The sequence below is a fragment of the Wenyingzhuangia sp. 2_MG-2023 genome, from assembly GCF_030548295.1.
Classification (GTDB): domain Bacteria; phylum Bacteroidota; class Bacteroidia; order Flavobacteriales; family Flavobacteriaceae; genus Wenyingzhuangia.
The window spans coordinates 24651-42757 of the sequence record NZ_JAUOSB010000011.1 but is presented as its reverse complement, the minus strand read 5'-3'; the positions used below and the strand labels follow the sequence as shown (position 1 = coordinate 42757).

Sequence of the window (18107 nt, the reverse complement as noted above, 5' to 3'; positions counted from 1 at the left end):
TTTATCTCTGTTTAATTCTTCTCATGCTTTGCCATTGCTTCACCTAAATCCTTTACCAAAATTCCACTACATTTATGTAAACACCCAAAAAATAAAAGTCTTAAAAGGAAACAAAATTTTAAGATAAGTCAGTGTTTCTTATAGTTTAATTTACTGACACTAAAGGTTCTTAATCATTTTCATACAATCTCAACCTGTTTTTCAAAGTGTTTAGTTCATTACGTAATGCTCTTTCCTTTTCTAGTAAATTAAATACCACATCAATTCCTTCAAGATTCACATTCAACTCATGATGAAGTCTAATTATTTTTTCCAGATCACTAATTTGATCTTGGTGTATAAACTGTTTTTCTTCTACAATTTCAATTTTTATGAGTCCCATTTTGTTCAAAGTATCTACAAATGAAATTTCTAGGTTGTAATGGGTACAAAGAGTTTCTGTTAAAATCAAATGGTTTCTATTCATTTTGTTTTATTTTTTGTAATTCTTTAAATAATGCGATTTCTTTTTCATTTAAATGTGTTGGCAATTTTATCAAATAGGTAATAATTAAGTCACCAAATTGACCTTCGTTTTTGTAAATTGGAAATCCTTTGCTTTTCAATTTTACTTTTGTCTCGTTTTGAGTTTCGGGTTTTATATGCAACTTAACTTTACCGTTAAACGTATCAACTTGAATTTCTCCACCCAAAATAGCTGTGTACAAATCCAACTCATGGTTTGCATATAGATTATTCCCCTCACGCTTAAATAGGGTATCATTATCAATCATAAATTTGATATACAGATCTCCATTAGGTCCATCATTAATCCCTAATCCGCCTTTTCCTTTTATTTTTATTACTTGACCATTTTCTACACCAGCAGGAATTGTCAATCTGATTTGTTTTCCATGAATTGTTAAAATTTGTTGTTGTGTGGTGTAAGCATCCTTTAAATTTAATTGCAATTCCGCATTGTAATCTTCCCCTTTAAATTTTGGACTGCTACCTTGACGATATGCTCCACCTCCAAACATCGATTCAAAAAAATCTGAATACCCTTCATTTGAAAATCCTTGTTGATTGTTTTGAGATTTACGTTGTTGCTGATGTGTTTTTTCATACTCCTCACCCTGTTTCCAGTTCTCACCGTATTTATCGTATTTTTTTCTACTTTCAGAATTGCTTAAAACTTCGTTAGCCTCATTAATTTCTTTAAATTTTAGCTCAGCTTCTTTATTATCTGGATTTACATCTGGATGGAATTTTCTAGCAAGTTTTCGATAAGCTGTTTTAATTTCTTTTTCTGTTGCGGCTTTTGAAACTCCTAATATTTTATAATAATCTATAAATGCCATTCGTTGATTTTCTTATTATGTTATTGATTGAATATAAAACGATATTACTATACTAAAAGTACAATTTTTCTATGTATCAAACTGATAATCATCTCTTTTTATCAAGTCAATTCTTATAGGTTTGATTAGAAATTGAAACAATTCCCTGTTTCTCCATTCAGACAAAGAGTTGCGTTTTTTTATGATTCTTCTTGACAATGTCAACTATCTAATCAAAGAGAAAAAAAATGACTTAATTTTAAAAAAACCTTTTAAAATAATTGGTTAGAACATTACTTAATCGTAATATTGCAATATATAAATACAGCCAAATGGGATTGATCAAAACCGAAAAATTTACCAACCAACAAAATGAAATTGCTTTGATTGCAAAAGTCATTGGACACCCTGCAAGAGTAGCTATTTTACAACACTTGTTTAAAATAAACGCTTGTGTGTGTGGAGATTTGGTTGATGAAATTGGTTTGGCACAATCTACCATATCACAACATTTAAAGGAACTTAAACACATGGGCTTGATTAAAGGAAGTGTGGAAGGAACCAGTGTTTGTTACTGTATTGATACCGAAAACTGGTCTAAAATGAAACAAATTATGACTCAATTTTTAGATCAAGATGTAAGCAACAACACTTGTTGTTAAAAAAATTTAAATCTATTCATCGTAAAAACGCAATAAACAAATATACAAGTATGAAATTATCAGAAGTTAAGAATACCTTAAAACAAGTAAAAACCATTGCTTTTGAATTGCCAAATGGAGATTTGGTTCCCAATCATTTTCACGTAACAGAAGTAGGACAAATCACCAAAAAATTTATTGACTGTGGTGGAACGGTTCGAGATGAAAAAGTAGTCAACTTTCAATTGTGGAATGCAGATGATTACGATCACAGACTGCATCCAGAAAAATTAATCAACATTATTGAATTGTCTGAAAAAATCTTGTCGATTGAAGATTTAGAAGTAGAAGTAGAATACCAAGCAGACACTATTGGAAAATTTGGATTGGACTTTAACGGAACCAACTTTTTATTAACTAGCAAACAAACCAATTGCTTGGCTCCAGACCAATGCGGAATTCCACCAAAACAAAAAATAAACATCATTGATGTACCCAACGCAAATTCTTGTGCACCTGGTAGCGGATGCTGTTAAATAACCTGTAAACAATAAAACTAAAAATAATCAAAATGGCACTATTTAATTCTATCGAAAACATTTTGTCAACCTTAGACGTGACAAGTATTTCTAACGAACGTAAAGAAACGTTACAACCTTTGGTCGCTTACATTCAAACCAAAGTAAGCGAAAACAAACCTATCAGAATCAATTTTATCTGTACACACAATTCTCGTAGAAGTCACTTGTCTCAAATTTGGGCACAAGCCATTGCTTATCATTTTGGAATTAACAACGTAACTTGTTATTCTGGAGGAACTGAAGCTACCGCCTTATTCCCAATGGTGGCAGAAACTCTAAAAAATACAGGATTTGAAATTCAAACACTTTCCGAAGGAAACAATCCTGTGTACAGCATTAAATACAGCGATAACGAAGCTCCTATTATTGGGTTTTCTAAAAAATTAGACAGTCCTTTTAATCCTGCTTCAGAGTTTGCAGCTATTATGACTTGTTCTCAAGCAGATGGAGGTTGTCCTTTTATTGCTGGTGCAGAAGCAAGAATTCCAATTACATTTGAAGATCCTAAAGCGTTTGACAACACGCCACAACAAGCAGAAAAATACAACGAAAGAAGTATTCAAATTGCTACGGAATTGTTTTACGTATACTCACAAATCAACGCTTAAAAAATGGCAGCAAAAAAATTAAGTTTTTTAGACAGTTACCTAACCTTGTGGATATTTTTAGCCATGTTGATAGGTGTTGGATTGGGGTATTTTATTCCTACTTTTCCAAACATCATCAACTCTTTAAGTAGCGGAACAACTAACATTCCCATTGCTATTGGGTTGATTGTTATGATGTATCCTCCTTTGGCCAAAGTAAATTATGCTTTATTGCCCAAAGTATTTAGAAACACCAAAATATTATCGATCTCGTTGATTTTAAACTGGATTATAGGTCCGTTGTTGATGTTTGTATTGGCCATCACTTTTTTAAGAGATTATCCAGAATATATGGTTGGGTTGATTTTGATAGGATTGGCTCGTTGTATTGCCATGGTTTTGGTCTGGAACGATTTGGCAGAAGGAAGTAGCGAATACGGTGCCGGTTTGGTAGCCTTAAACAGTATTTTTCAAGTATTTGCTTATAGTTTTTACGCTTGGTTGTTTATTACCGTGTTGCCTCCTTATTTTGGGTTTGAAGGTGCTATTGTTGATATTTCTGTAGCCACTATAGCCGAAAGCGTTGCTATTTATTTGGGAATACCGTTTGCATTGGGAATTTTAAGTAGAGTTGTGTTAATCAAATTAAAAGGAGAAGAATGGTACACTCAAAAATACATTCCTACCATTTCTCCCCTAACCTTAATAGCTCTGCTATTTACCATTGTGGTGATGTTTTCTTTAAAAGGAGAATTGATTGTGACCATTCCTATGGATGTGTTGATTATTGCCGTTCCACTATTGGTCTATTTTACCTTAATGTTTATCATTGGTTTCTTTTTTACCAAAGCCATGGGAGCTACCTACGACAAAACCGCTTCTGTAGCTTTTACTGCTGCGGGAAACAATTTTGAATTGGCTATTGCTGTTGCTATTGCTGTGTTTGGGTTGAACTCTGGACAAGCCTTTGCAGGTGTAATTGGGCCTTTGGTAGAAGTACCTGCTTTAATTTTACTAGTTCGAATTTCTTTCTGGCTACGTAAAAAATATTACAAATAAATTTTTCTTTATAAACTTTAATCTATCCCACTAGTGTTATGCTAGTGGGATTTTTTATGTTTTTTAGTTAATGTGTTTTGTGCAAAATATACATGTATCAAAAGAATACTTTTAAAACAGTTAACAAACTACAAAATGATGTTGTTTACAAGCAATGGTTTGACAATATTACAGACTCTTCTAAAAATGAAAAACTTAGCTACAGTAACAATTTTACTCTCATTCTTTTTTTCTGGATGTACATGCATTGTCTCCGCAACAACGAACAAATAAAAAGAACGATTAAAAATAATATAGCTTTTGGTATTGTTAAACAACAAAAATACCAAAACTCAGAGAGCAAATAAAATAACAATCCTCAGTTTTATTCTAAAAACAGCGTTTAGAATTGGTTAAAAAACAATACTTTTAGAACTCATAAAAAGACTAAATTATGTTGTCTGTGAATGTGAATGGATAACGTTACTTTTGGTGAGTATATAACGAGTTAGCCACAAGGAAATAAATATGCAAATTGATATAAAAGGTAAAATCAGCGAAAAAAAACTAGCTTATAGTAACACTTTACTTCCGTTATTTGAGGCTATTGTTAATTCTATACAAGCTATTGAAGAAGGTAGTTCTACTAAAACAGGAATAATTGAAATAGATATAATTCGTTCCAAACAAACAGAACTTGAATTAAATGAAAATGGTGCTCTTCCTGAAATAATAGACTTCATAATTAAAGATAATGGAATAGGCTTTACAGACGAAAACTATGATTCATTTAATTACGCACACTCAACATATAAATATCAAAGAGGTGGAAAAGGGATTGGTCGATTTACATGGTTAAGAGCATTTAATAAAGCTGAAATAGAAAGTAGATTTCAAGAAAACGAAAATTGGAATCTTAGAAAGTTTCGTTTTGAACCAACAAAAAAAGGAATTGAAAATCATAGTTTAGAAGCTGTTAATACAACTCAAGAAAGATATACAATTGTAGCACTCAGAGGCTTAAAAAAAGATTACAGAAAATGGTGTAACAATAATCCAGAAGGAATTGCTTTAAAAATAATTGAACATGCTTTTGTTTATTTTTTAAGTGAAAATTGTCCTAGAATATTAATCAATGATTTAGGAAGTACTATAGTTGTAAATGATCTTTTTAATTTATTTACTAAAGGACAAGTAAAATCACACGCTATAAAAATAAGAAACAATAAATTCACTCTAAACTTTGTAAAGCTACACAGTAATAAAGTAGACAACAAAATTCACTATTGTGCGAATACTAGAGAAGTTGTGTCTGATAAAATATCGATTGATATCCCTGAAATGGATACTTTCTTATATGATAATGAAGGAAATTCTTTTTCAATTGCAATTTATGTTGAAGGAGATTTTTTAGACAACAATGTAAACGACGAAAGAACAACCATAAGTTTTTCAAAAGGAGAAGTTGAATTTCCAGACGAAACTTCTCAAGAAGAACTTAGAAAAGCTGTTACCAACTTAATTTCATCTGAATTTGCTGAACAAATTGAAAAATTATCACAAAAAAGGTTTTCTAAGGTAAAAGAATTTGTATCACTGCACCCAAGATATAAACAACTATTAAAATATAAACCTAATCAAATAAAAAAAATTCCCTCTACTCTAAATGAAGAGAAAATGGAATTAGAACTATTTAAAGTCCAACAACAATTAGAACTAGACGTCAAAAAAGAAGCTAATCAAATTCTAAAATTTATTGACAATAAAGATGAACAAGAAAACTTTTCTAAGGAACATCAAGAATTATATTCAAAAATTATTGAAGTTGGAAATTCAAAATTATCTGAATATGTAATACATCGTAAATTGGTTTTAGATTTATTTGATAAATTTTTAAAATCAAAAGCTACTGAAAAAGCCGTACATAGTTTAATCTTTCCATTGCAAACACTTTCAGATGAAGTTGGTTTTGAAGACCACAATTTATGGATGATTGACGAAAAATTAGCATATCATAAATATTTAGCTTCGGATAAAAAATTCAAAAAAATTAAACCTATTGAATCTGAGTCAAATGAAAGACCTGATTTAATTGTTTTCAATAAACCATTCGCATTTTCAAATGATGAAAAACCTTATGAATCAATAGTAATTATTGAATTTAAACGTCCATCGAGAAATGATTATTCTGAAAAAGAAAATCCTATTTCTCAAATAAATAGATATGCTAGAGAAGTAATTGCAGGTGAAGCAAAAGATAAACATAAAAGAGAATTTAATCTAAGGCAAAACACACCAATTTATGCATATATAATTTGTGATTTAACAAAAAAATTAGAGTCAACGGCAACTGATTCAGGATATAAAAAATTACCAAGTGGAGACGGATATTTCTTTTTTAATGACAATTATAATATGTATGTTGAAATAATGAGTTTTGACAAAGTTTTAAAAGATTCTAAAGAAAGAAACAGAGTATTATTTGAAAAATTAAATTTAACATAAAACCCAGTGGCTAACACCAGCTAAACTTCATGCGGGTTCTGTGCCAACTTCAAAGTTTTGTGTATATTTACTAAGTCGCCAAATCTTGTTGATTTGACTTTGTGAAACCAAAGAAACAAATCCAAACAAAAAGCTTCGGCTTAGTACGTGTTCGAAAATCTTGTCGATTTTCACCCGCACAAAGCCTAGCCAAAACCGTTGGCAGTAACTATATATAATCCTTGAAAATTAGTTTAATAAATAAAAAAAGAGTATATTTAATAAGTTGTTAATATTTTTTTGTAAAATTGTAGCGTTTATTAAAAACAATAATTATGAGTAACTTTTTTGAAGAATTAAAACAATATTTTGAGAAAACTCCAAGAGAGGAAATCTTAGATGTTTGGTCAAAAAGTGAAGAATGTGATCAAGTTGGTCCAACTGTGGATGAGCTAATTTCTCATTCTAATCGTTACTATGTCCACTCAGAAGAACCTAATCAGAGCTCATCTGAATTAATCAATAACAATTTAAACCCGAAATATACTTCGGGTTTTTTTTATAATTTCAATTTTATAAATAATGCAAACAGCTGCTTTTTCAATTAATAACTATAGATTCGACAAAGTTAACATAGACTTATCAAATCATAAAAGTAATGACCTTTCGTTATCATTTAATACTAAAGGGTTGTATTTAGAGAAAGATTCTAAATTCGAACTAACTTTTGAAGTAAAAGTATTTAACAAAGAATCTAAAGAAAATCCATTTGTAACAGTTCAATGCATTGGTTTATTTGACTTTGAAAATGTTACAAATTTTGATGAAATACCTAACTTTTTTTATAGAAATAGTATTGCTATTTTGTTTCCTTATCTAAGGGCATATGTTAGCTTAGTCACAAATCAAGCTAATATACCTGCTATTATTTTACCTACATTAAATTTATCTCACTTAGAGGGTGATTTAAAATCTAACACTTCAAAAAGATAATAAATTGATATTAAAAAACGTATATCAAACTCTTGAAGATAGAGGTAGTGATTTAAGAAAGCTTGAACAGGAAGGGCCTTATTCCTGCGCTTGGGAAAACACATGGTTGGGTGATGGATATTATTTTTGGGATACATTTTTAGAAAACGCACATTGGTGGGGTCGTGATATTAGAAAGTATCAAAATGGCTATATAATATGTAATGCTGTATGTGACTTCAATGATATAAAGTGCTGTGATTTGGTTGGTAATACAGAACATTTATTATCATTTAGTAATACCTATGAATTCCTAAAACAACAAGGATTAGCAGACAAAGACACAAAAGTAAAAAGATTAATACAATACCTAAAAGATATCAATAAGTTCAACTTTGAAGCTGTTAGAGCTTATGGTATTAAAAGTAAAAACTTTCATTCTAATTTTAGTTTCAATATTTCTTTTGAAGAAGGAAGACCAGCATATATGGATTTAAAACCAGCTATTCAAATATGTTTTTATTCAAAAGATAGTTTGAGCTTAAAAAATTATAAAATAGTATATCCTAATGAATATACTGAAGGCTATATGGTGTAGTATACTGCCAACAAAGTACTGTGGTAAAAAACAAGTAAAAACTTATTAATTTCTAACCAAAACACTTCTATATCCATCATCATATATCAATCCTGATTTTGCGATAGCAAAGGCCTGTTTTAATAGCTTATTACAAACCGCTACTAATGCTAGTTTTTTACGCTTTCCTTTGGCTACAATTCGTTCGTATATTCCTCTACAAGCTTTGTTTTATTTACAGGCATTAAAACTACACATAAATAATAAATTCCGTAGTTTTTGATTTCCTATTTTACTGATCCTACTTCTACCATTTACACTGCTTCCACTCTTCCTTATTATAGGTGTTAATCCAGCATAACTGCATAATTCACCACCACTATTAAATCGTTTAAAACCGTCTGTTAATACCACTAACATTAATACGGATTTTGTTTCTTTCTCAGAGTTTTTACTTTTTTTTGCTTTGGTTTTTATTCATCCAATTCAAGTACGTTGTCTTCGGGCAATTCTAGCGCTGCAATGCTTTGAATGGCATTTCCAGCAATTCCTCTAATAGAAGCGTGCATGTTGATGGCATTGTCTACCACTTTGTCAATTTGTTTTTCACGTTGTTTCCATAACCTAGCCATGGCATTTTTTTCTTTTTGCAAGTCCATTTGCATTTGTGTAAACCCCTCTACAATTCCTTCCATTTGCAAACGAAATTCATTGCTTGTCAAAAAGTCATACAACAAACTCATTTTATCACCTTTATTTTCTTGATTATGTAACACCCTACTCCACTGAATAATGGACTGACGTAAAACAGCACACAAGCCTTTAAACTCCTCATAGGTACAAATCCAAATTCCATCTTTCATTCCCATTCTATCCAAATCACTAGGCATTACTTCGGTTACCAAAACACCTATATTTGCTCCTTTGTCTCTAATATCATTTTTAAACTTGTCAATCCATGCTGGCTGAAAAGCTTTGGTACGTTTGCTTTCGTAATAAATAGTTCCACAATTTATCTGTTCTCGTGTATTTACTGTTTGCAAACAATCTGCTCCTGTTGCTCCTTTTTTTATTTCATCAATGGTGTCTAATGGAAATTGATTTGCCAACCACTCTTCTATCGCCAACTCCATTACTTCTCCTTGTAACTGCATAGAACCTTGTTCTTGCTTGCGTTTCATTTCTTCAGTTAGCTTTTTCTGATCATCCAACTGTTTTTGCAATTCTTTCAACTTCAATTCATTGCTTTCATCTGCCAAACGTTTTATTTTTTCTTTCTCCGTTTGCAATTGTGCGGATAATTCTTTTTGAGCCTCTAATTTTGCTTGCTCTGTAACTTCGCTAATGTCACGTTTCAATTTTTCTATTTCTGCTTCTTTCTTTAACAAGTCTTTAACCTTTTCAGATTTTTCAAGCAACTCATTTTGCATCGCTTTTATACGATCTAGATTGTCAGCCTCTAATTTTGATTTTAGTTTTTTCTCAATTTGTATTTCTGCTTCTTTGCTCTGCTTTTCCAATCGTGCCTTAAACAGTTCATTCTCGCGTTGTTTTTTAGCTTCAAACTGTTCTTTTTCTCTTTGCAATGCAAATTCTCGTTCTTTTTGCTCTTTTACCAATTTGGCTTGTTTCTCTTGAAACTCTCCACGAACAACTTCTTCCAACTGATGTTTTAAAATATCATTCACATCTATTTGGCTTCCACAATCGGGACATTTGATACTGGTATTTTTGCTCATAACAACAATTTTTAAGGATTAACAATACTACAAAAAAACAAAATGAGTGTGCAGTGTAGTTGCGTATTTAAATTAATAACACAATTTATTTTATCAATAAGCATCTACGTCTATACGCATTTTAATAGCTCTAAATTTTCCGATGGATTCAAACAACGTTCGTACTTTTCGGATGTAATCTTTGGTGGCTCCAATGGATTGTTTTGGAGGAATTTTAATCATCATTTGTTTGATGTACAAATTTCGAACTCTACTGACAGATGGCACTGTTGGTCCTAATAAATTTTTACCAAAACTATTTTGCAACGATTTTCCCAACCATTCAGATCCAGATTCTAACAAATTAAAATCTTTGTGTTTTAGCGTAATTTGTATCAATCTATAATGTGGTGGATAATGAAAATTACGTCTTTCCGTCAATTGTTCATGGTACATTTGCTCGTAACTATTGGTAGTTACTTGTTGCAATATTTGATGGTAAGGATTGAATGTCTGAATCAATACTTTTCCTTGCTTTTGTCCACGTCCTGCTCTACCCGATACTTGAGTCAACATTTGAAAACTACGCTCGTGCGCTCTAAAATCTGGAAAATTCAACATGTTGTCTGCATTTAAAACCCCTACCAAACTCACGTTGCTAAAATCCAATCCTTTGGATAACATTTGGGTACCTACTAGAATATCTATTTCTCCGTGTTGAAAAGCACCGATAATTTTTTGATATCCATATTTTCCTCTTGTGGTATCCAAATCCAATCGACCAATAGTATGTTCTGGAAACAATCCTAACAATTCTTGCTCTATCTGTTCAGTACCAAAACCTTTGCTAGATAAATCTGTGTTTCCACAAGCATCACATTGTCTAGGAATGGCTCTATGATATCCACAATAGTGACAACGCAATTCTTGTTTGAATTTGTGCTCTGTTAAACTTACATCACAATTGGGACATTGGGGACTCACACCACAAGTATTACATTCTATCAAAGGTGCAAAACCTCGTCGGTTCTGAAACAAAATCACCTGTTCTTTCAGCTCCAAAGCTTCTTTAATTTCTGCCAACAATACATCAGAAAAGTGTCCTGTCATCCTTTTTTTCTTATGCTTTTCTTTGATGTCTACCAGTGCTATTTTAGGCATTTGCACATTACCATACCTACGTTGTAAACTTACCAAACCGTATTTGCCATTCTGAGCATTGTCATAAGATTCAATACTTGGAGTAGCAGAACCCAAAAGAATGTTTGCCTGGTGCTTTTTTGCCAACACAATGGCTGCATCTCTTGCGTGGTATCTTGGGGCAGGATCAAACTGTTTGTAAGAAGCCTCGTGCTCTTCATCAACCACAATCAACCCTAAGTTCTGAAAAGGTAATAAAGCAGAAGAACGGGTTCCTAAAATGATTTGTGCCTTATCAGATCCCTCTAAAATTCGATACCAAGCTTCCGCGCGTTCATTCTGAGAATATTTGGAATGGTACACCGTTAATACTCCTCCAAAAAACTTTTGCAAACGAAAAATCAACTGTGTTGTTAAGGCTATTTCTGGTACCAAAAACAAAACTTGCTTTCCCTGCTCTATAACTTTCTGGATGAGATGAACATATATTTCTGTTTTTCCACTACCTGTAACTCCCTGAAACAGACATACATCTTTTTCAACAAAACTTGATACAATTTCATTGAAAGCATTTTGTTGCAATTCACTCAAAACGGGCAATCCTTTAGAAGCATCATCAAAAGAAACACGGTCTATTTGTAAATGATAAATTTCAAAAACACCTTTGTTTTCCAATCCTTTGCAAACAGCATCACTAATATTAGCACTCCCCAACAAATCTTTCTTTTTTATAGGAGTTTTGCTCTGTGCTTTTAATGTAAAATAAGAAAGCACCAACGTTCTTTGTTTCTCTGACCTAGACAACAACAGTAAAAGTTCTTGTAATTTGTCTTGCGCTTCCCACTCTGGTGCCAAACGTATGTAAGCCACTAATTTGGGTTGGTATTGCTCGTATATTTCTTCTTTTAACTGAATTGCTTCTAAAGAAATCATGTCCTTAAGAATGGGAAATACATTTTTTTTAGAAAGAATTTTCATTACATCGGACACACTAATTTGAGATTGTTTTTGCAATGCTTCGTACACCAAATAAGCTTCTGATGACAAAGCATCTGTTTCTGTAAACCTGGAGTTGGCTATTACCAACGTTTCACTTTCTAACAAAAACACCGATGGAAATGCAGCACGCAATACTTCACCCAAAGAACACATATAATACGTGGCAATCCATTCCCAAAAACGCAATTGACTCTCTTGCACCAAAGGAGTTTCATCTAAAATTTGATAAATATCTTTGGCTTCATAAGCTTGAGGTTCTTCTTCGTGAATATTACAAACAATACCTGTATAAATTTTATTTTTTCCGAAAGGAACAGCAACTCTCATCCCAATTTTTAAAAAATGAGATTCCTCTTCAGTAATACGATACGTAAACTGTCGCTCCAAAGGAATGGGTAATAATATGTCTACAAAATAAGGTTTGAACAACACGTGATAAAAAATTAATGTAATTGCAAAGAAATAGGTTTTTAAACTCTCATCAAAATGTTTGTTTCAACAATATCAATAAGACATTTATGACAAAAAGAATACTTTTAAACACGATGAATAGCTATTAAAAAACCTCTTCCTTTTTCAATTATATGTTTAAATATTGTTATCTATAAATTTGTAATCAGTTAGTGTTTTTAAAAAGTCAATCAAGTAATTTTTTTCTTCCTCTGTTAGTCGAATTCTATTGTTATTGTCTTTAAAAATAGGATCTAAATTGTCTGCTGTTAATACTCCATTATCAAAATAATCCAATACTTCTTTTAGCGTAGCAAACTGACCAAAGCTTCCATACGGAGCTGTAACTTCAATATTTCTCAAAGTTGGAACACGAAAACTCATATAGTCTTCTGGATCTCCCGTAACTCTACTTCTACCAGCTTCATTGGCATTAGGATTGATTGGAAAACCTATGTTTCTAAAACTTTGATCTGTGAACAATTCTGTACTGTGACAACTGATGCATTTTTCCTGAAAAACTTGATACCCCAATGCTTCTCTTTCCGTAAATTTTTTTCCTTCGTTACGTTTTATACTATCGTATTTGCTGTTTGATGAAATCAACGTATATTCATATTGAGCAATACTATTGTAAATTCGATCAGCAGTAATATCATCGTCACCAAAAGCTTTATAGAATAGTTCTTTATAAAATGATTCCGCTTCTAATTTTCCAATGACTTCCAGAATAGAAGAATCCATTTCTTCATGAGTAATAATAGGAACCAGTGTTTGATTTTCCAATTCAAGCCTACTACCATCCCAATTATAAAAATTGATAAAAGCTAAATTTTGAACAGAAGGTGTGTTTCGAAATCCTAACCTACCTTCAATTCCAATTGCTTGAACATTTGTATCTGAAAACGCATTCGCTTGTATATGACAACTAGAACAAGAAACAGTGTTATCTGTACTTAGTTTTTTCTCAAAAAACAACTTCTCACCCAATTCCACGCCATATTTTGTAGGAATATTGTTATAAACAGCATTGTTAAATTCTGGAAAACCTAACGGAATTACAAGTGATATTTCTGGGTTTTCATAAGAAACAATCTCAGAATCATCGTGGCTACAAGAGACTAACAATAGTAGTATAAAAATATTTCTTATGATGTTTTTCATTTGTCTGTAATACTATAAACTAAGAGCCAGCCAACTCTTTAAAATTAGCTGACTCTTATGCTTAAATTTAGTTTTCTACACTATTTACAGAGAACATTCCTGTAATATTATCATCACCGTTCCCACCAATATTATCAACAAACAATACCATGTTGTTTGCAGTATGTATACTTGGAGTAGCATTGCTGTCTCCTAATGTAATGGTGTTTGCTTCTCCACTTAATAATTTATCAAAATCTGCATCTATCATAATTTTAGGAGCATTATTCCCTACAATGGCATTTTCAGAAAGACTTAAAGTAATATCTCTATAAGCATCTACTCCTTGAGTGTAAGCCCCTTCAGTTCCAACTACAGTACTACCAGAATGAATAGACAACGTATTATTATCTGCACCATAAAAACCTTCTATTTTGGTAAAACGATACCCTGTTCCCCACTCCCAGTGCATTTGCGTATCATTAGCACCTGCAGTAGCGTAAAAACTTGGAAAACTTACCTCGTCTAACGTATTTAATGCTGTTTCTATTCCCAAACCAAATTTAATTTGAGTGTATTCTCCTACTGGAATATTGTTAAGAACATACTCTAATGTTTCCTCCTTTGATTGATCGACAACAGTTGCTCCATTATCTAGATCACTCACGTTATATGCAACTTCAATTCCATCAGAATTTAACAAGCGAACGTTACTGATAACGTATTTCAATTCAGAAAAATGATGTACTTGTCCTTCTGCAGAAGTATTTACAGTAGCTTCCGTAGATGTAGCATCTCCCAAAACAATAGTATTCCCTTTAAAAGTGTTGTTAAACGCTAATGTTACATTGTTCATAGTTGCTACTGATTCATCTTCTGTACAAGAAGTAAGTGTAAAAATTGCTACGAAAACAGCTGCGATTCCTTTTTTAATATTTTTCATTTTTGTGTGTAGTAGTTCTAGGCATCCTATTTTTTATTGATGGTGCCTGGTATTTTTAAATAATTTATTTTAATGGTTTAGCTTAACCTTCTGTGATTAAAATAATGCTTACTTGGTAAGAAATTATTTTATAAATGATAAATTACTAGGTGGATGAAAATGAAAAAAGGTGATTAAATATGTATACAGATTAGAATACTCAAATATATTTGAATTTGAAGTATTTAAATAACACTTAGACAAAGAATCATCCATCTTATGCAAAAACAAAAGATGAAATTCATACATTCTTTTTTTACTAGTTTCTCCTTTGTTTTTTTCACTTTCTGATGCTTTAGAAAGCTCTTTCATTAAATAGCATTTCCCGTTACATTCTAGTTCGGGTTTGTCCTTATTCACACACAACTCGTTTACAATATAATTGTAACAAGTAATGTATTCAAACACCGGAAGTACGGGTCTAAAAACAATACTAAAAGCTATGAATAAAAGAATTTTTTTCAAAACAAATGGATATACAAAAACATTTCTGTTGCTATTTAAAACAACAAATCTGGAATTATTTAATGATTTTACTACTTTAGAATTTCCAATACGTATACACTCCTATTCCTTGGTTAAAAGTGACTTCGTTTTCAATTAGATTTTGAGCTATTGGCAGCTGTGTATTGATTCCTAAAATCAATTTTTTAGTTTCCATTTGCACTCCAATATTTGCATTGGTCATGTACCCTTTAGTTCTGTTGTCTACAATATCAAATCTTTCTGATGCTAAAAAGTAATCATAACTTAAACCTACGATGGGTGCCAAACTAAAATTATTGACAACAGGAAACACATAGGTCGTGTTTACATTTACCTGTGTTTGATTTCCGTATTTAAAATCGTCATCATTTTTTCCTTTTAGAAAGTACATGGCACTTACATTTACGGACCATTGTTCTTTGTTATAATTGTATTGAAGAGGTAGCAAAACGTCCCAACTTCCTGTTCCCAATTGTGCTGCTGATGTTTTATTTAGACTAGAGTTTTGCAAATCAAAATCACCCGTAGGCATTTTTAATCCTGCCCCTAATTTTAAACTGTGATTGCTATCTGCATGTAAAAGATTTATCAATCCATAGACACTTACATCTCCCATCCCACTATTACTCACATCACCAGATGCCTTGTAACGATTGTTAAATCTGTATGGAACAGTAGCATTTATTTGCACCTTATCAGTAATTTGATATTGGCCTGAAATACTCACCGTATTTACATGGTCTTTAGCCAAAGGGAAATCACTATCAGAATAATTCTGAATGTATTGAAAATACATGTAATTATAACTAAAACCTACATAATTGCCTCCCAACACATTTGCAAAACTACTGCTGTTAGAAGATCCACATCCACAAACATCACAAGCGTAAGTTTTTGTAGAGTTGATAATTAATAATAAGGTAAAAAATATTTTAATTAGGGTTTGCAAAACGTTCATCATTTATAAATTCATCATCAGTTAATGTTTCTAAAAAAGCCAATATGGCTACTTTTTCATCTTCAGTCATAGAAATTCCCAAAGTTTCCGTTCCATCTTCGTTGGTTTGGATCAACCTACTATCTAAATTATTCATCTTAGTCATTAATGGGTAAGTATCATCATCATAAAAGTCTAATACTTTTGATAACAAAACCAATCGTCCATCATGCATATATGGATAAGTGTTTTTAACATTTCTTAAACTAGGGACTCTAAATTTGTAATAATCATCACTCGCTTTTAATTCTTCTACCGTTGCAAAAGGATTGGATGAAGAAATTCTAGCTCTACCTGTTTCATCTGGAAGGCTTGTGTTTTCTCCAATTCCATTGTTTATAAATTCCTGGTTGGTAAACAGTTCTCCACTATGGCAAGTAGCACATTTTTGTTGAAACAAAGCCAAACCTTCTTTTTCCAAGTCTGTAAACACTCCCCCTTCTTCTCCTCTTACGTATTTATCGTACCTAGAATTAGAAGATACCATAACACCCATAAACTGAGACAACGCCTTTAAAAGATTGACACTGTTTATGGCATCTTCTAATTTAAAAACTGTTGAAAACAACTGCTGATACTCAGAATCTTCTTGTAATTTTGCCACAACATTCTCCATGGTTTCATTCATTTCCACTTCTTCTGTGATAGGAATTAAAGGTTGATCCCATAATTTATCTTTGGCTCCATCCCAAGTAAAATCATTCATAAATGCCATGTTCTGAATAGGCTGAGAATTTCTTGTTCCAAAAACCCCTGGATGAACTCCTTCACTTAAATCGTGTCCATGATGTGTAAATGCATGAGATTGATTGTGACACTCTGAACAATTGATTCCATTGTCTAATGACAATCTGTTGTCATAAAACAATTTTCTCCCTAAAACAAAACCATCTGTTGTAATAGGATTGTCTTCAAAATCATAGGTAGGAGTTGGAAAGTTAATAGGCTGTTCAAAACTTATTTCAAAATCAGCATATTCTTCATCAACGTCATTACAACTAACCAAAACCTGTAACAATACAAGTACAAACGTATAATATTTCATATCGCTTAAATATATCAACACAAAGACTATTGCCTCTGTAAAGTTTGGTTATTAATGGGAGTGTTCTGAAGAATCATCATCTGAATGATTCTCTTCTTCTACATCTTCTAAATTGATTGCTTCTTCCGTTGGATGAATATGGTGGATTTCAAAGATATTTGCATAATTATCTGCAAAATTTACTGAAATATCACTACTATCTCCGTGGGCACCTATAGCATCATAAGCAACAGAAATCCCAGGTGCTTCCGGATTGAAAAGTTCTTCAATAGCAACTGTAAAATGTACACTTGGAGATACAGATGAAGACAAGGTTAATGTTTCTGGAAAAGTTAAATTTACGGTTCTATACCCATCAAAATCACCTTTGTTACCTACGTGAATTTGTAAATTATTTGATACAGTTTCTACAGAATTAATATCCGAAGCCTCTATTTTAGAGAAAATATATGAATTAGGATTCCAGGTCCATTGCATATCACTTTCTGCCAATTCCATTAATTTAATTTGATCTTCTGTGCTACCATCAGCTACTTCTTGACTAACTCCTATTCCAAAAGAAATGCTTTTGTAACTTCCTTCTGGAATTCCTGTTAAGTATGCAAATACCTGATTAGTTGCATCAGCATTTTCAAGATCTATCAACTGAGCAGCATCGTTATTATCAAGAGCTATAGCTTCATCATCAGTATTGGTTATTACAATATCAGAAACTATGTATTTAAATTTACTTAGCTCTAAAGTTTTATCTTCATCATTAGAGTCTGTTAATACAAACTCATCTCCTAAACCTAGAGAATGTTGAAGTTTAAGTACTGCAGATACATGTGTCCCTTCACTTTCTATAGACTCATTATTATCATCACAAGCAATTAATAAAGCAGCAGCAAAGGCCACCATTATATAAGATTTTAACGTTTTCATTTTTATGGCTTTATAAATTTTAAA

Annotated in this window: 18 protein-coding genes and 1 pseudogene; 8 read left to right on the top strand and 11 right to left on the bottom strand. The window is 31.9% G+C overall.

Features of this window, described 5'->3' with window-relative positions:
- Window positions 1-169: 169 nt before the first annotated feature.
- Complete coding sequence (locus Q4548_RS12160; protein WP_303455433.1) at window positions 170-466, bottom strand: chaperone modulator CbpM; 297 nt, start codon at window positions 464-466, stop codon at window positions 170-172.
- Window positions 459-1340 (bottom strand): J domain-containing protein, encoded by an 882-nt coding sequence (locus Q4548_RS12155; protein WP_303455432.1) that lies wholly within the window; start codon window positions 1338-1340, stop codon window positions 459-461. The genes Q4548_RS12160 and Q4548_RS12155 overlap by 8 nt, the downstream gene beginning before the upstream one ends.
- Window positions 1341-1651: 311 nt before the next feature.
- Here Q4548_RS12155 and Q4548_RS12150 point away from each other — a divergent pair, with 311 nt between their 5' ends.
- From Q4548_RS12150 to Q4548_RS12115, 8 genes are all read left to right on the top strand, one after another.
- Window positions 1652-1981, top strand: coding sequence for a helix-turn-helix transcriptional regulator (locus Q4548_RS12150; RefSeq protein ID WP_303455430.1), 330 nt, complete (start codon window positions 1652-1654; stop codon window positions 1979-1981).
- Between the two features lie 50 nt (window positions 1982-2031).
- The gene (locus Q4548_RS12145) at window positions 2032-2496 is read left to right on the top strand and encodes a DUF6428 family protein (protein ID WP_303455428.1); all 465 of its coding nucleotides are present in this window, start codon (window positions 2032-2034) and stop codon (window positions 2494-2496) included.
- Between the two features lie 35 nt (window positions 2497-2531).
- The gene (locus Q4548_RS12140) at window positions 2532-3149 is read left to right on the top strand and encodes a low molecular weight phosphatase family protein (protein ID WP_303455426.1); all 618 of its coding nucleotides are present in this window, start codon (window positions 2532-2534) and stop codon (window positions 3147-3149) included.
- Window positions 3150-3152: 3 nt separating this feature from the next.
- Window positions 3153-4187 carry an ACR3 family arsenite efflux transporter gene (gene arsB / locus Q4548_RS12135; RefSeq protein WP_303455424.1) on the top strand — a complete coding sequence of 345 codons (1035 nt, stop codon included), beginning with the start codon at window positions 3153-3155 and terminating at the stop codon, window positions 4185-4187.
- Between the two features lie 507 nt (window positions 4188-4694).
- Entirely contained in the window at window positions 4695-6671 is a 1977-nt protein-coding gene (locus tag Q4548_RS12130) for a hypothetical protein (RefSeq protein WP_303455422.1), read from the top strand.
- A 314-nt stretch (window positions 6672-6985) separates the two neighbouring features.
- On the top strand, window positions 6986-7258 hold the full coding sequence (locus tag Q4548_RS12125) for a hypothetical protein (RefSeq protein ID WP_303455420.1): 273 nt from the start codon (window positions 6986-6988) through the stop codon (window positions 7256-7258).
- The gene (locus Q4548_RS12120) at window positions 7233-7643 is read left to right on the top strand and encodes a protein-export chaperone SecB (protein WP_303455418.1); all 411 of its coding nucleotides are present in this window, start codon (window positions 7233-7235) and stop codon (window positions 7641-7643) included. The genes Q4548_RS12125 and Q4548_RS12120 overlap by 26 nt, the downstream gene beginning before the upstream one ends.
- 4 nt (window positions 7644-7647) lie before the next feature.
- The gene (locus Q4548_RS12115; RefSeq protein WP_303455416.1) at window positions 7648-8220 is read left to right on the top strand and encodes a hypothetical protein; all 573 of its coding nucleotides are present in this window, start codon (window positions 7648-7650) and stop codon (window positions 8218-8220) included.
- A 45-nt stretch (window positions 8221-8265) separates the two neighbouring features.
- On the opposite strand, the pseudogene Q4548_RS12110 reads toward Q4548_RS12115, so the two are convergent.
- From Q4548_RS12110 to Q4548_RS12070, 9 genes and pseudogenes are all read right to left on the bottom strand, one after another.
- Window positions 8266-8631, bottom strand: a pseudogene (locus Q4548_RS12110) (transposase); the annotation flags it as partial.
- Between the two features lie 41 nt (window positions 8632-8672).
- Window positions 8673-9938: a DUF2130 domain-containing protein gene (locus Q4548_RS12105; RefSeq protein ID WP_303455414.1), complete on the bottom strand. Its 1266-nt coding sequence runs from the start codon at window positions 9936-9938 to the stop codon at window positions 8673-8675.
- Between the two features lie 93 nt (window positions 9939-10031).
- A complete protein-coding gene (gene priA / locus Q4548_RS12100) occupies window positions 10032-12488 on the bottom strand; it encodes a primosomal protein N' (RefSeq protein ID WP_303455412.1) in 2457 nt (818 codons plus the stop codon).
- A 156-nt stretch (window positions 12489-12644) separates the two neighbouring features.
- A complete protein-coding gene (locus tag Q4548_RS12095; protein WP_303455410.1) occupies window positions 12645-13670 on the bottom strand; it encodes a cytochrome-c peroxidase in 1026 nt (341 codons plus the stop codon).
- Between the two features lie 67 nt (window positions 13671-13737).
- On the bottom strand, window positions 13738-14592 hold the full coding sequence (locus Q4548_RS12090) for an MbnP family protein (RefSeq protein ID WP_303455408.1): 855 nt from the start codon (window positions 14590-14592) through the stop codon (window positions 13738-13740).
- A 123-nt stretch (window positions 14593-14715) separates the two neighbouring features.
- Window positions 14716-15096: a hypothetical protein gene (locus Q4548_RS12085; RefSeq protein ID WP_303455406.1), complete on the bottom strand. Its 381-nt coding sequence runs from the start codon at window positions 15094-15096 to the stop codon at window positions 14716-14718.
- 76 nt (window positions 15097-15172) lie between these two features.
- A complete protein-coding gene (locus tag Q4548_RS12080) occupies window positions 15173-16066 on the bottom strand; it encodes a transporter (protein ID WP_303455403.1) in 894 nt (297 codons plus the stop codon).
- On the bottom strand, window positions 16050-17159 hold the full coding sequence (locus Q4548_RS12075; RefSeq protein WP_303455401.1) for a cytochrome-c peroxidase: 1110 nt from the start codon (window positions 17157-17159) through the stop codon (window positions 16050-16052). The genes Q4548_RS12080 and Q4548_RS12075 overlap by 17 nt, the downstream gene beginning before the upstream one ends.
- Before the next feature lie 51 nt (window positions 17160-17210).
- On the bottom strand, window positions 17211-18083 hold the full coding sequence (locus Q4548_RS12070; protein ID WP_303455398.1) for an MbnP family protein: 873 nt from the start codon (window positions 18081-18083) through the stop codon (window positions 17211-17213).
- Between the last annotated feature and the right edge of the window lie 24 nt (window positions 18084-18107).